At 67.2% G+C, this 12,312-nt stretch carries 11 protein-coding genes and 1 pseudogene; 6 read left to right on the top strand and 6 right to left on the bottom strand.

Features of this window, described 5'->3' with window-relative positions; translation table 11 throughout:
* The 4 genes and pseudogenes from VF106_RS34235 to VF106_RS34220 all read right to left on the bottom strand — a co-directional run.
* Positions 1-174: pseudogene (locus VF106_RS34235) on the bottom strand (ATP-binding protein); the annotation flags it as partial.
* Positions 155-802: a DUF742 domain-containing protein gene (locus VF106_RS34230; RefSeq protein ID WP_330844068.1), complete on the bottom strand. Its 648-nt coding sequence runs from the start codon at positions 800-802 to the stop codon at positions 155-157. The gene VF106_RS34230 and the pseudogene VF106_RS34235, both read right to left, overlap by 20 nt.
* 5 nt (positions 803-807) lie before the next feature.
* A complete protein-coding gene (locus tag VF106_RS34225) occupies positions 808-1,233 on the bottom strand; it encodes a roadblock/LC7 domain-containing protein (protein WP_330844067.1) in 426 nt (141 codons plus the stop codon).
* Entirely contained in the window at positions 1,230-4,253 is a 3,024-nt protein-coding gene (locus tag VF106_RS34220; RefSeq protein ID WP_330844066.1) for a sensor histidine kinase, read from the bottom strand. The genes VF106_RS34225 and VF106_RS34220 overlap by 4 nt, the downstream gene beginning before the upstream one ends.
* Positions 4,254-4,902: 649 nt before the next feature.
* Between VF106_RS34220 and VF106_RS34215 the strand changes: the two genes are divergently transcribed.
* Genes VF106_RS34215 through VF106_RS34190 form a run of 6 tightly spaced genes read left to right on the top strand, consistent with a single transcriptional unit; the run spans position 4,903 to position 10,374 of the window.
* Positions 4,903-5,883: an ABC transporter substrate-binding protein gene (locus VF106_RS34215; RefSeq protein WP_330844065.1), complete on the top strand. Its 981-nt coding sequence runs from the start codon at positions 4,903-4,905 to the stop codon at positions 5,881-5,883.
* A gap of 10 nt (positions 5,884-5,893) precedes the next feature.
* Positions 5,894-6,682, top strand: coding sequence for an ABC transporter permease (locus VF106_RS34210; RefSeq protein ID WP_330844064.1), 789 nt, complete (start codon positions 5,894-5,896; stop codon positions 6,680-6,682).
* Positions 6,682-7,503, top strand: coding sequence for an ABC transporter permease (locus VF106_RS34205; protein ID WP_330844063.1), 822 nt, complete (start codon positions 6,682-6,684; stop codon positions 7,501-7,503). Before VF106_RS34210 ends, VF106_RS34205 begins: the two co-directional genes overlap by 1 nt.
* 8 nt (positions 7,504-7,511) lie before the next feature.
* On the top strand, positions 7,512-8,321 hold the full coding sequence (locus VF106_RS34200) for an ABC transporter ATP-binding protein (RefSeq protein ID WP_330844062.1): 810 nt from the start codon (positions 7,512-7,514) through the stop codon (positions 8,319-8,321).
* 3 nt (positions 8,322-8,324) lie between these two features.
* On the top strand, positions 8,325-8,897 hold the full coding sequence (locus VF106_RS34195; protein ID WP_330844061.1) for a UbiX family flavin prenyltransferase: 573 nt from the start codon (positions 8,325-8,327) through the stop codon (positions 8,895-8,897).
* A 4-nt stretch (positions 8,898-8,901) separates the two neighbouring features.
* Positions 8,902-10,374: a UbiD family decarboxylase gene (locus VF106_RS34190; protein ID WP_330844060.1), complete on the top strand. Its 1,473-nt coding sequence runs from the start codon at positions 8,902-8,904 to the stop codon at positions 10,372-10,374.
* 56 nt (positions 10,375-10,430) lie between these two features.
* Here VF106_RS34190 and VF106_RS34185 read toward each other — a convergent pair whose 3' ends face one another.
* Together VF106_RS34185 and VF106_RS34180 are read right to left on the bottom strand one after the other, a co-directional pair.
* The gene (locus VF106_RS34185; protein WP_330844059.1) at positions 10,431-11,249 is read right to left on the bottom strand and encodes an LppU/SCO3897 family protein; all 819 of its coding nucleotides are present in this window, start codon (positions 11,247-11,249) and stop codon (positions 10,431-10,433) included.
* 153 nt (positions 11,250-11,402) lie between these two features.
* Positions 11,403-12,257, bottom strand: coding sequence for an LppU/SCO3897 family protein (locus tag VF106_RS34180; protein ID WP_330844058.1), 855 nt, complete (start codon positions 12,255-12,257; stop codon positions 11,403-11,405).
* Positions 12,258-12,312 lie beyond the last annotated feature (55 nt).

The following is a 12,312-nucleotide window of genomic DNA, read 5'->3' as shown; positions in this document are numbered from 1 at the left end:
GCTGGCCTCGGTCATCACGGCTTCCGTGGTGAGCGGCACGATTTCCGACACCGAACCCACCAGAGTCGTCTTGCCAACCCCGAACCCACCGGCGACCACGATCTTCGCCGAGGTGGTCGGCTGAGGTGAGGACGCGCCGCGTGGAGCGAGGGGACTAGAGCCTGCGGAGACCACTGAGCACCCTTTCCATGAATTCGATCGACGGCCGGTCGCCGACGACCATGCCGCTCTGATGGATCAGGACCAGTCCCATACCGGCCATGTCTCCAATCAGCACTCTGGCCACGCCGAGAGGTAACCGCAGGTGAGCGGCAACCTCCGCGACGGACCGGGTGTCCAGGCACAGGCCACAGATCGACCGGTGCTCTGGCAGCACTGCCGCATCTGGGGCCCTCCCCCTCTCGCTGGTCGAGACCAGCGCTTCGATCGCAAGATCATAATCGGACCGCGTTCGGCCACCTGTCCTGGTATACGGCCGAACCAGTGACCCGGTTTCGTGGGGCGCTGGGCCGCCACGACCTGGGTCGGAACCGAGGAACTCGTCGGCTCCCCATGCCCCACTGGAGTAGACGCCACTGTGGGCACCACTATGACGCACTCCGCTGTCGGAAATCCCGTCGTCCCGTCCGACCGTTGGGATCTCCTTGCTGTCCCAGGTCGACTGCGCGGGTATCCCGGAGTCCCCGTAGAGCGTCGCGCCCGGCCCACCGAACAGCCTCGCGCGGAAGCCGTCGACGTCAAACCGGTTCGGTGCTTCGCCGACGTCGTGCTCGGGGAGGTCCTCCCAACCTTTCTCCGGCATGGCTCTCACCTACGCTGAGCGCCCTGAAGCTGAGCTCGCAGCTCCGGAGTCATCTGCTGGCCGACCCGCTCGACGAGCAAGGTCATCTCGTAGGCGACCAAGCCGATGTCGCAGTTGGGTGCCGCCAGCACCGAAAGGCACGAACCGTCCGAGATCGACATCAGGAACAGGTAGCCCCGATCCATCTCGACCACGGTCTGGTTGACCCCACCCGCCTCGAAGCACCTCGCGGCGCCCTGGGTGAGACTGACCAGGCCGGAGGAAACGGCTGACAGCTGCTCCGCACGGTCCCTGGGCAGGCCCTGGGAACCGGCCAGCAGCAGGCCGTCCGCCGACACGACGACGGCGTGCGCCACGCCAGGAACCTGACGGACGAAATCGGTGATTAGCCACCCGAAGCTGCCGGGCTGCTGTGTGGACGCGGTCGTCACTCCTGCTCCTCGTCTTTACGACTGTGATCCGAACCGGACTGGTCACCAGCGTATGCCTCGATGAGCGCGTGGCGGCCTCGCCGTACGCCCTGCTGGAAGCTTGACATGCGGCCCCGAACCGCGTCCGCTGACCGTGGCGGAAGCGGCGGTGTCACCGGCCTTTCACCCGACGGCTCCTTCGCCTCGTGCCTGGGCGCGGCAGACCCGGGCACCAGATGCGCCTTCGGCACCCGCTTCGGAAGACCAGCGTTGGTCGTGGTGTCCGGAGCTTTGTCCTCCAGCAGGGCACGGGCAGCGAGCCAACCGTCGTCCCCCGGCGAGGTCCACGACATCGGCTCGGGTTCCTCGGCCTCCTCGGCCGGGGTCTGCCCGTTTCCGTGCCCATTGTGACCGTTGCCATTTACCACCGTGTCAGCCGGGGTCTCCTCAGCGGGCTCGGGCTGCGGCGCGGAGCCGGTGTCGGCGGCTTCGAACCACTGCGACAGCACGGCCTCGTAGATGGGAAGGCGCTCGGTGGGGGCGTCGACCTCCTGATGGGCCGGGGCCGCTGCGGGCGTGCTTCCCGTGCCGTACGGCGGCGGCGCGTAGGCCGTCGGCGGCTCGGGCAGCGGGGCGCCGAACAGCGCGGGACCCGCGTCCCCGGTGGAGATCGACGTGGTCGGCTGGTCGTGGTGACCGTGGTGGCCGTTGTTCTGCTCGGCGGCCGGTGGCGCCGGTTGTGCCGGCACCCCGTTGGTGGGGGTGCGCGGCGCGCCGTCGAAGCCCTTCGGCTGGAAGGGCGGGTAGCTCGCGACCTCGGAGGCCGTGCGGTCCTGCGAGGTGTCGCCGCCGACACCCACGGGGCTGCCGTCCTGACGCAGCCTCGGCATGCCACCGGTGAACGCGCCGGCGATACCGCTGTTGCGGGTCGGTGCGTTGGTGTTGCCGATGGCGTTGAGCTGCGAGTCCGTGCTGCTCGGGTCGGACAGCGAGCTGGGGCCGGGGCTCGTCGGACGCTGCGGGGCGCCGAGCGGCTGGACCAGGTCGGCCGGCACGTTGATGCGCGCGATCAGGCCACCCTCGATGTCCTCGTTGTCCCGCAACCGCACCACGATGCTGTGCCGCTTGGCGAGACGCGCGACCACGTAGAGGCCCATGCGCCTGGTCACCGCGACGTCCAGGTCCGGTGGGTCGGCGAGACGGGCGTTGGTGGCCGCGATCTCCTCGTCCGACATGCCGACGCCCTGGTCGGTGATCTGGATGGCGAGCTCCTTCTTGCGGGTCATCGCCATCCGGACGATCACCTTCTTGTCCGCAGGGGAGAAGAAGGTCGCGTTGTCGAGCAGCTCCGCGATGACGTGCACGAGGTCGGAGACCGCGCGGCCCTGGACCGCGACGTCCGGTGCGGAGGCCACCTCGATGCGGGCGTAGTGCTCGACCTCGGAGACCGCGGCGCCGACCACGTCGGACGCGGGCACCGGCCGCGACAGCTGCCGCGACAGGCCGGTGCCGGAGAGCACCAGGAGACTTTCCGAGTTCCGCCGCATACGGGTGGCGAGGTGGTCCAGCTCGAACAGCGAGGCGAGCTGGTCGGGGTCCTGCTCGTCCTGCTCCAGCCGGTCGATCAGTGCGAGCTGGCGCTCGACCAGCGCCTGCGACCGGCGGGACAGGTTGACGAAGATCGAGTTGATGTTGTCGCGCAGTAGCGCCTGTTCGGTCGCCATCAGGACCGCCTGCTCCTGCACCGCGTCGAACGAGCGGGCCAGCTGGCCGGTCTCCTCGCGGGTGAACACGGGCACCGGCTCGACCGCGTTCTTGGACGCGGCGACCGGGTCCGGGTCGGCCAGGATTCGGCGGACCGTCTGCGGCAGGCGCGAGTACGCGACGTCCAGCGCGTTGGACCGCAGCACGCGCAGCGGCTTGAGCAGCGACCGCGCCACCATGAGGGCCAGTAGCACGGCGAGCAGCAGCACGGCGAGCACGATGGCCGCGTCGCGCAGGGTCGCCTCCTGCTGACCGTTGCGCAGGTTGGCGATCGAGTCGCGCAGGTCGGAGAGCTCGCCCTGCTCGATCGTGCGGTACAGGCCGAGCGTCGCGCCGCCGTCCTGCACGAACTTGGCCACGTCGATGCCGATGTTCTGCCCGTCGGCGCCGCGCACCAGCACGTACTGGCGGACCTGCTTGACCGCGTCGAGCGCGGGCGCCACCAGAGTGTCGTTGAGGCGCTGCAGCTCGACCGGGGAGGCGACCGCGTTGAACGTCACGAGCGCGGAGTCGTGCCGGGCGATCGCGGCCTGGATCTCGGTCAGTTCGGACGGGCGTGGTGCGCCGACCTGGGCGGTCGCGGCGACGACGGCGATCTGCTGTGCCATCTGCGCCTTGGCGGTGGCGATCGCGTTGAGCGCGTTCATCCGCGCGGTCAGCTGGCCGTCACCGACGTCGGCCCTGGTGAGCTGGCTGACCTGCAGGAGGCTTCCGACGATGTCGGCGTACTGGCCGGCGACGGTGACCCCGTCGAGCTGTGTGCTGCTCGCGACCTGGCGCAGGACCGGCAGGTTGTCGAGCTGGAAGAAGAGCCGCTCGTAGTCGGTGCGCACGCTGGCGTCCGACTCCCCGTAGAAGCTCGCGGCCGCGGTGCGCACGTCGTCGATGGCACCGTCGGTGGCCCGCTGCTGCACGTCGATCGGGCCGCGGTCGCCCTGCCGGTTGTTGGCCGCGAACAGGGCGGTGAGGACACCTTCGCGCTGGATCTGGTCGGCCGCCTCGTAGACCTTGGCGTGCAGGTCCACCTGCTGGAGCAGGTAGTCGAGGTCGTTCGCGTCCCTGATCTGCGTGTACACCCGTAAACCGGCGAACGCGAGCGCCGCGAGCGTCGGCACCAGCAGCACGACCATCAGCTTGGTCGGCAGCCGCCATTCACTCAGCCGAAAACGCCTGCGCCTACCAGGCCGACCGGCCTGCTCGGCACGTACACCGGAACTGGCACGCCGTACGGCGCTGTCAGTCGCGCTGTCACCGTCCAACGCACTGTCCCTGGCCACGGAGGACACACTCCCAAAACGCCGTCGAGTCAAACGCACACTTCTGTAGCAATCTCACCCGTGTGGCTGACACTGCGGCGCACAGCTTTCCCGTAGTCACACGCATGGTCAAGGGGACGGTCACCACGGCTACCGGGTAGAACGGATCGCGGGTGGCACTTCGACCCGGTATGGCGGCCCCCGGCGACCGGCCGCCCCGCCCCGCCACCCCCCGGGGGCCATAACCCGCAGGTGGCGGCTCCGGAACCCCGGCAAGGAAAAAGGCCTGCACAAGATCCTTCACGTGCATTCGGTGGACTGGACCACCAGAAACTCTTGACGCTTGAAAAGTGGCGGACGACACACTTGCACGACAGATTTGCCGCTCTTCCTAGCCTAGCGAGCCCTTGACCGGGTCTGCGACTACTTAATCACTCCATGTGATCACAGAGTGTTGACACTGCCCGACCAGGTGGTTATACACCCGACCGGGTACTCACGGTCTTTCCCTTACACGGTGCAGAGGCAGCACGTGGCCGGAACGCCAGAACCCATCGTTCGATCGCCGCACCCAACAGAGGCAGGAGACGGCAAGACAATGAATCGTCCAGGCAGAGTCGGGCGGGCTAGGCGCGGGTCCGTCCGCGCGGTCGGACTGGTGGCGGTCGGCATGGCCGCCCTTCTCACGGCGGGTTGTGGGCTCTTCGGTGGCGACTCCGGGAGCGAGAGCTCGTCGGACACGCCGACCAACGCGGCCTCCGGCACGCTGGAGAAGAAAACTCTCAACGTCGGTGTCATGGTCGGCATCGACTGTTCCGGTGCGCAGCTGGCGCTGCTCAACAAGGCCTTCGAGGAAGAGGGCCTCACCATCAAGCCGGAGACAGTGCAGAGCGGTGCCGTCGCCATCCCGAAGCTGGCCAGCGGCGCGCTCGACATCACCTTCGGCAACTGGGTGTCCTTCATGAAGGCCCAGAGCGCCAAGGCCCCGGACATGAAGTTCATCGCCGAGTCCTACATCTCCACGCCGAACAGCAACTTCGCCGTCATCGCCGGCAAGGACTCCGACATCAACAGCGCCAAGGACCTGGCCGGCAAGAGGGTCGCGGTCAACGCGAAGTCCAACATCAACGAGCTGCTGCTCCGCGCGGTGCTCGAGGCCAACGACGTCGACTTCAACAGCATCGAACTGAAGGAGATGCCGTTCCCCGACATGGCGGGGGCGATCGAGAACGGCAGCGTTGACGCGGCCGCCACGATCGACCCGTTCGTGATCAACGCGCAGAAGCAGATCGGCGCGAAGGTCGTGTTCGACCTCACCGGCCCCGGCCCGACCGAGAACTTCCCGCTGTCCGGCTTCGCCACGACCGCGAAGTTCGCCGAGGAGAACAAGAACACCGTCGCCGCGTTCCAGCGGGCCCTGATCAAGGGCCAGCAACTCGCCGCCGACCGCAGCAACGTCCAGGAGGCGCTGCCGAAGTTCGCGAAGATGGACGCCGAGACGGCGGCGCTCGTCCGGTTCGGGCAGTTCCCGACCACGATCGACGCCAAGCGGCTCCAGCGCGTCGCCGACCTGCTGGTCACCTACGGGATGCTCGAGAACAAGCTGGACGTCCCATCGCTGATCGTCCCGATGCCAGCCCCGAGCAGCTAGCTCACCCGGGATGTCCCGTCTCGGACGAAACATCGTCGGAACGGTCGCCGTGCTCGCGGCCTGCGAGCTCGTCGGCCGTTCCGGCTTGGTGAACCCGGACCACCTGCCACCTCCGACGATCATCGGCGCACGGCTGGTGGAACTGTTCAACGACCGCGGTTTCTCCCTCGACGTCGTGCAGTCCGTGCTCGCGTGGGCCATGGCACTCGGCATCGCCGTGGCGATCGCGGTACCGGTGGGCATCGTGTTCGGCAGCATGCCGCTCGTCCGCTCGGCGTTCAGCGCGATCGTCGAGTTCCTGCGCCCGATCCCCTCGGTGGCGCTGATTCCGCTCGCGATCATTGCGATCAAGACTAACCCCGAGATCAAGATATCGCTCGCGACATTCGGCGCGGTGTGGCCGATCCTGTTCAACACGATGCACGCGGTCGGCGACATCGAGCCGGTACAGATCAACACCGCCAGGGCGTTCAACCTCAGCAGGTGGCGAATGCTGACCTCCGTGAAGCTCCCCAGCATCACGCCGTTCGTGCTGACCGGCGTCCGCATCTCGGCGAGCATCGCGCTGATCCTCATCATCAGCACCGAGATCCTGGCCAGTGGTGGCACCGACTCCGACGAACTGTGGGAGCGCGGCGGGCTCGGCTCGTTCATCGCCATCGTCGGTGGCGGTGGCGCCCGGATGGACCTGGCGATCGCCGGCACGTTCGTGGCCGGGCTCATCGGCGTCTGCATCAACCTGATCTTCGTGATGATCCAGCGCCGCTGGGTCAACTGGTCGGACGGGGACCGGACCTGATGACCGCCGTACCCACCATCCGTCGCCGCACCGCCGAGATCGGCGGCAGGTGGCTCGTCTTCGCCGTCGTCGTCCTGTTGTGGCAGATGGCGGCGGTCGCGGCCGCCGACCCGTACTTCCCCACACCGCTGACCATCGGGGACACGATGGTCGAGCTGTGGCTGTCGGGTCCTCCGTCCCACCTGTTCCTCACCGACTCAGTCGGCAACGACATCGTGCCGAGCGTTTTGCGGCTGCTCGGCGGCTGGGCACTTGCCGGAGTGATTGGCATCACGTTCGGCTTGGTGCTCGGTCGATCGGACAAGCTCGTCGACTACTTCTCCCCCACGCTGACCTTCCTCCGCTCGATCCCGCCACCCGCGCTGCTGCCCGTGTTCCTGGTGCTGTTCGCCGTGTCGGACACGGTCATGCAGGTCGCGATGATCGTGTTCGGGGTCATCTGGCCGATCCTGCTCAACACCATCGACGGTGCGCGCACGCTGGACCAAACGGTGGTCGAGACGACCAGGAGCATGCGGCTTTCGAAGCTCCGGTTCCTCACCACCGTCGTGCTTCCCGCGGCGTTGCCGAAAATTTTCGCTGGCCTTCGTGTGAGCATGTCGCTCGCGCTGATCCTGATGGTCATCTCTGAGCTGGTGGGCTCCAACCGCGGCATCGGCACCGAGTTGATCGAAGCCCAACGCAACTTCGACCTGCCTGGAATGTGGGCCTGGATCGTTCTGCTTGGCATACTCGGATATGTCCTGAACGCGCTGCTGCTCGCCGTGCAGAACCGGGTGATCGGCTGGCACGCCAGGTCGAAAAGTCTCACCGGGAGGTAGACCGTCCCATGTTGGACGTGACCGGAATCAGTCATACCTACGGTTCGGGCGCGAAGACCCACACCGCGCTCGGGAGCATCACCTTCACCGTGGAGAAGGGTGAGATCGTCTGTATCGTCGGCCCTTCGGGCTGCGGCAAGTCGACACTACTGAGAGCGGTGTCCGGCCTCATGCCGCCGAGCGAGGGCGAGTCCCGGTTCATGGGCGACGTGATCGACGAAGTGCCCGTCGACCTGGCCTTTGTCTTCCAGGAGTACAGCAAGTCGCTCTTCCCCTGGCTTACCGTACGGGCAAACGTGGCCTTCCCGTTGAAGGCGCGCGGCATGTCGCGCAAAGATCGGCACCGGGCCGTCGAGGACGCGCTCGACTCGGTCGGGCTCGCCGACGCGGTCGACAAGCACCCGTGGCAGCTGTCCGGCGGCATGCAGCAGCGCGTGGCCATCGCCCGCGCACTGGTCTGCCAGCCGGCGCTGCTGCTGATGGACGAGCCGTTCGCGTCCGTCGACGCACAGACCCGAGGTGAGCTCGAGGACCTGCTGCTGAACGTGCGCCGCGAGTACAACACCACGGTGCTGCTGGTGACCCACGACATCGACGAGAGCGTGTACCTGTCCGACCGGGTACTCGTGTTGTCGAAGGCACCAAGCACGATCGTCGCGACGATCGAGGTGCCGCTCGGCGACGAGCGGGACCAGATCACGACGAAGGAGACCGACGAGTTCGTCCACCTGCGTGGCGAGGTGGCCCGGCTGCTGCGTTACGGGCACGTGGACGAGTTCGACGGTCATGGTGTTCCAGCGCAAGCACTCGCGGAGTAGGCCATGACAATCTCCTCAAGACGCATGATCGTCGGCATCTCCGGGGCGTCCGGGGCGGTCTACGGGATCCGGTTGCTCGAGACCCTGCGCAAGGTCGACGTCGAGACGCACCTGGTGATCACCCGCAGCGGTAAGCGCACGATCATGCACGAGACCAACCTCAAGTTAGAGGACGTCCGCGGCCTGGCGGACGTCTACTACCCGAGCGAGGACATCGGCGCCGCCATCTCCTCGGGTTCCTTCCGTACGCTGGGCATGGTGGTCGCGCCGTGCTCGATCCGCTCGCTGTCGGAGATCGCGTACGGCAACACGACGAGCCTGCTCACCCGGGCCTGCGACGTCGCACTGAAGGAACGCCGCAAGGTGGTCCTGATGCTGCGTGAGACGCCGCTGCGCCTGACCCACCTGCGGGCGATGCAGGCCGCGGCCGAGGACGGTGCGCTGATCATGCCGCCCGTACCGGCGTTCTACACGAACCCCGAGTCGCTCGACGACATCATCGACCACACCGTTGGTCGAGTGCTGGACTACTTCGACATCGAGACGGACCTCGTCCGTAGATGGGGAGAGGAATAACAACATGCCGGTTGCTCCACTGCACGACCTCGGCGCGATCATCGATGCGCTGGACAAGGCCGGGCAGCTGATCAGGGTGCGCTCCGAGGTCGACCCCGTGCACCAACTCGCCAGTGTGGCGTCACATTTCGAGGGACGCGCGCAGGCGGTGCTGTTCGAGAAGGTGCGTGGGCACGAGCACCCGGTGTTCACCGGCCTGTACTGGTCGCGTGAGCTGCTCGCGGAGCTGATCGGCGCGGAGGAGAAGAAGCTGGCCTCCCACATCTCCGAGAAGGTCAAGCAGTGGCAGACGGACCCGGACCACAAGACGATCGATCCGCAGGTCGTCGAGACGGGGCCGGTGCTCGAGTACACGCAGCCGGTCGTGGACCTGTTCAAGCTGCCGATCCCCACCCACGCGGAACGGGACGGCGGCCCCTACATCGACGCCGGTGTGGTGGTGGTCCGTGATCCCGAGACGGGCGTGCGGAACGCGTCGATCCAGCGGTTCATGATGGTCGACCGGGATCGGTTGCACATCAACATAGACGCGGGCCGGCACCTGCAGCTGGCGCTGGACCACGCCGACAAGCTCGGCGAGACACTGAAGTTCTCGCTGAACATCGGCGTCGGGCCCGGGCTGCACTTCGCGGCCGTCACCCCGGCCGAGGCCGCGCCGCCGGACACCGACGAGCTGGGGATCGCCTCGGTCTTCCACGGCGACCCGGTGGAACTGGTGCGTGGCGACCTGCCCGAGGTCGAGCTGGTCGCGCATGCCATGTACTCGCTGGAATGCGAGATCGTGCCGGGCGAGCTCGGTGACGAGGGCCCGTTCGCCGAGGTCACCGGCTACTACGCGAAAGTCGCGCCACGGCCGGTCGTGCACGTGCGGGCCGTCCACCACCGGACCAACCCGGTGTTCCAGACCATCTTGTGCGGCAAGGAAGTCTGGAACTCGGCCGGCGTGCTCGGCGAGGCGAGCGTCCTGGGCTCGGTGAGCAAGCAGGTGCCGGGCATCAAGGACGTCTACTTCCCGCACGGCGGCTGCGGTTTCTACCACGCCGTGGTGCAGATCGAGCAGAAGCGAGCCGGGTTCGCACAGCTCGCGGTGCTGTCCGCGTTCGCGGCGTTCCCGCCGCTCAAGATGGTCACCGTGGTCGACGAGGACGTGGACATCCGCAACGCCTCCGAGGTCGAATGGGCACTGACCACCCGGTTGGATCCCACGACCGGCGTGATCACCGTGCCCGCGGTGTTCGGACACGGCCTCAACCCGACGTTCCCGAACTACTTCGGCGCGAAGATCGGCTTCAACGCCACGCACCCGTTCCCCAAGACGTACTCGTACGAACGGGTGCGGCTGAAGGAGTACTCGATCGACGGGCTGGACATCAACGTGCCGGAACCCGGGCCAAGGCAGTCCGTTGTGGACAAGTGGGTGGCCGCGGAACGCGCCGAGCACGCCGCCGAGCGAAGGAACTCCGGCGCGATCATGTAGACAGGACAACGAAAAGCGGGGCCCCATCCGGGAGCCCCGCTTTCGTGTTCTTGGCGTCAGCCGGTCGTGGCGCCGGCGCCTGCCGCGGCGATGCAGTGCACAACGCCGGGGTCGGGCTTCGGGAACACGAGGCTGTCCGACCCCTCCGGGCAACCGGAGCCGTCCTTGGCTCCGCTCAACACCTTCATCACCTGGAACACGGCATTCGGGTCAGTGCACTCGACCCTGGCGACGGACTCGCCTGCCTGGGCGAAGCAGTCACCCTCCTTGGCGTTCAGCATCAGGCAGAGGGTCACGTCGGCAGTCCTCCTGCCGCCCTGGCTGTAGGTGTCGTAGTCACCCTCCGGGCACGTCGCCGACGAGTCGTCGAAGGTGACCGCCACCTTGTAGACGGCGTCCTTGCTGTTGCAGTCGATCTTCTCGATGTCCGCGTCGGTCGTGGTCGCCTCGTTGACCTTGATGCATTCGCCGACCTCGGCGCTGGCCGCCCCGGTGAGCCATTCCCTGATACCGAAGAAGCCGCCGACGCCGAGCACCACGATCGCCAGTCCGACCTTGATGTACGTGAAAGTGCTCTTCTTCGGCTTCGAGGCAGGCGCCGGTGGCGGCGGGGTCGGGTAGCCGGCGGTCGGCGGACCTCCTGGTCCGCCTGGACCGAAACCGCCCCCGGTCTGGACACTCGGGCCGCCGTAGGGCTGCCCCTGCGGCGGCGGGCCGCCGTAACCCTGCGGTGGGCCCTGCGGAGGCGGACCACCGTAGGGCTGACCGCCCGGCGGTGTCTGCGGTGGACGCTGCCCATAGGGCGGCGGCGGGCCCTGCGGCGGACCGTACTGGCCCTGCGGACCGCCCGGGGGCGGGTAGTTCGGTGAGTTCATGTGCAACCCCTCGCACGACATGCCGGAACTTGACAGCTCGCTTCAGAGAGCAGCAATGTACGCGACCACACCGACCGTTGTGTGCGGACCTGGCAAACTCAGGCCAAAGTCCGTAAAGGAAACACCTTCCGTCACCGTACCGTCGCTGAGGGCCTAACTTGCCGGTGTGACAAGGCAAACCGTGAGCGGCGGCTGCGGGTACGTGATGGCCTCCGCCTCCGCCGCGCACTTTGACTCGTCGTCCACGCCGTCAAACACGCCGGCCACTCTGTGCGTCGCGCTCGGTGACGCACAGTCCGCACGCAGGTCCTGGCTGTCCGTCACTTCGAGACACTCGCCGTCACGCACGTTCAGTTGAAGGCACAGCAGGAGCTGGCCCTCCTCGCTGTAGGTCACGTACTGGTCGTTCGGGCAGTCGGCGGTGTCGGTGTCCTCGCGGGTGGCGACCTTGTAGACCGCCTCCGGCGTCGAGCAGTCAACCGTCTCCACGTCCGCGTTGGTCTCGCTCGCGACGTTGACCTTGATGCAGTCACCCGGCTGTGCGTCGATGGCCTGGCCAGGGTCCGCCGTCTCGGTCTCGGACTCGGTGGTGGTCTCGCTGTCCTCGGAGGTGTCGGTCGAGTCCGATGTGGTCGTCGTGGTCTTGCTGGCGCTGTTGGTGTCGTCCTTGTCGTTCAGGAGGAACAGACCCACGCCGGCACCGGCGATGACCAGCACCGCGACGGCGACGATGGCCACGATCACACCGGTCTTCTTCTTGGGCGGCTCGGGTGGCTGGTACCCGCCGCCGTACGGGGCGCCTGGCCACTGACCGTACTGGGGCTGGCCGAACTGCTGTGCCTGTCCAGGTCCGAACTGTTCGGTGCGCTCCGGGTCCCACTGGCCGCCATACTGGGGTGGTTGCGGAGGTCTCGGGCCATACTGGCCGTAGCCGCCTCCCGACTGCTGGCCATAAGGGTCCTGGATGGGCTGCCCGTACGGTCCCGGCTGATAGGGAGGCGTCGTCATGACCGCAATCTAGCGTTGCGGAATTGAACGGGCCCACCAGTTCGTTGTGACATTT

This window comes from Actinophytocola sp. (genome assembly GCF_036378875.1).
Classification (GTDB): Bacteria; Actinomycetota; Actinomycetes; order Mycobacteriales; family Pseudonocardiaceae; genus Actinophytocola.
This window is presented reverse-complemented; position numbering and strand designations above follow the sequence as displayed.